Origin of the sequence: Streptomyces spongiae (genome assembly GCF_009377185.1) — a bacterium.
GTDB classification, from domain to species: Bacteria; Actinomycetota; Actinomycetes; order Streptomycetales; family Streptomycetaceae; genus Streptomyces; species Streptomyces spongiae.
Genome location: NZ_VJZC01000992.1, coordinates 1 through 1,890 on the forward strand (window position 1 = coordinate 1; position 1,890 = coordinate 1,890).

Sequence of the window (1,890 nt, forward strand, 5' to 3'; positions counted from 1 at the left end):
CCTCCCGCCCCCAGGGCCCCGTTCGACCTACGCGCCCGTGGGCTTCTCCGCCCTGTGGCGCATCAACGCCGATGGCCAGGCAGAACGCGCTGCCGTAACCAGGGCCCAGGACCCAGGGGCCAGGGCCCTAACGGTCGCGGGACCACACCTCGTACGCCGCCACGGCAGTGGGAAGGGTGGGGAAGATCCGCTCGCTGCCCACCGCGTCCGCGAGGCCGTACGCCGTCAGGTCGTCCAGCAGGTCCTGTTTGACGCGGGCGAGGGCGAAGACGATGCCCCGGTCGGTGAGTTCGCGGCGCAGGGCGTCGACGGCGTCCAGGGCGGTGATGTCGACCTCCACGTTCGCCTCGCTGTTCAGGACGAACCAGCGCACAGGGTCCTCCTGCTCGTCCACGGCCGCCAGGGCCCTGCGCCGGAAGTCCTCCGCGTTGGCGAAGAACAGCGGGGAGTCGTAGCGGTAGACCAGCAGACCGGGGACCGTACGAGCCGCGGGGTAGTCGTCGACGTCGTGCATCCCCGCCACACCGGGCACCAGTCCCTGGACGGCGTCGTGCGGGCGGGCCACCCGGGTCAGCAGCTCGGCGACGGACAGACCGACGGCGACCAGCACCCCGTACAGGATGTCCAGGGCCAGAACACCGGCGAGGCAGCCGAGCGCCAGCAGCAGTTCCCCGCGCCGGAAGGAAGCCAGCCGCCGGAAGCCCGCCAGGTCGATCATGCGGACGGCCGCGTAGACGACGAGCGCGCCCAGCACGGCCGACGGGGTGTGGGACAGCAGCGGGCTGAGGAAGAGCAGAACGGCCAGGACGACCGCACCGGCGACGAGTGAGTACGCCTGGCTGCGGGCGCCCGCCGAGGAGGCCAGCGCGGTACGGCTGGCGCTGCTGCTCACCGGGAAGCCGTGCACCGCCCCCGCCCCCAGGTTGGCCGCGCCCAGCGCGAGGAACTCCTGATCGGCGTCGAGCGCGTCCGTGTCACGGTCGGCGAAGGCCCGTGCGGTCAGGATGAAGTCGGTGTACCCGACGAGCAGGACGCCCAGAGCGGGCAGCAGCAGGTCCGGCAGCTCGGTCAGGTCGGGGAGGGCGAGTCCGGGCAGGCCCGCCGGGATGTCGCCGATGACCTTGATGCCGTACCGCTCGTCGAGTCCGAAGACCGCCACCACCGTCGTGCCCAGCACCACGGCCAGAAGTGGGGCGGGCACGGCGCGGACGTACCGGGCGGCGGCGAAGAGGAAGGCCAGCGCGACGACGGAGAAGACGACGGTGGGCGGATGCGCGTCCGGCAGGTTCCGGACGAAGGACCACAGCTGCGGAAAGAACGCGGAGCCGGTCGTGTCGACGCCGGTGAGCTTGGGCAACTGGTCGACCATCATGATCAGCGCCACGCCCGCCAGATAGCCGATCAGCACCGGCCGGGACAGCAGATCCGCGACGAAGCCGAGCCGTGCCGCCCACGCCGCCACGCACAGCAGCCCGACCGCGAACGCGAGCGTGGCCGCCAGCGTCGCGTACCGGGCCGGATCCCCGGCGGCGAGGGGAGCGACCACGGTCGCCGTCATCAGCGCGGTCGTCGACTCCGGGCCGACCGAGAGCAGGCGGGACGAACCGAGCAGGGCGTACAGGACGAGCGCGGGCAGGATCGCCCACAGCCCGGCGACCGGCGGCAGCCCGGCCACACCGGCGTACGCCATCACCTGGGGCACGAGGTAGGCGGCCACCGTCACCCCGGCCAGTACGTCGCCCTTGAGCCACGAGCGCCGGTAGCCGAGGAGGGTGCCGAGCCCGGGTACGAGACGGCGCCACAGCGGGACGCGGCCGCGTGCGCTGCGGTCCATGAGCCTCCTTTCGGCGAATGATCCCAGGATCCGCGGGCACCGGGCCACCCCCGGGC

Annotated in this window: 1 protein-coding gene; it reads right to left on the reverse strand. The window is 72.8% G+C overall.

From position 1 onward, the window contains the following. Positions 1-127: 127 nt before the first annotated feature. Positions 128-1,834: a SulP family inorganic anion transporter gene (locus tag FNH08_RS49475; RefSeq protein ID WP_152778526.1), complete on the reverse strand. Its 1,707-nt coding sequence runs from the start codon at positions 1,832-1,834 to the stop codon at positions 128-130. Positions 1,835-1,890: the final 56 nt, after the last annotated feature.

Excerpts from the sequence above, each read along its gene's own strand:
- FNH08_RS49475 (WP_152778526.1), bottom strand. The coding sequence starts at position 1,834 with ATGGACCGCAGCGCACGCGGCCGCGTCCCGCTGTGGCGCCGTCTCGTA.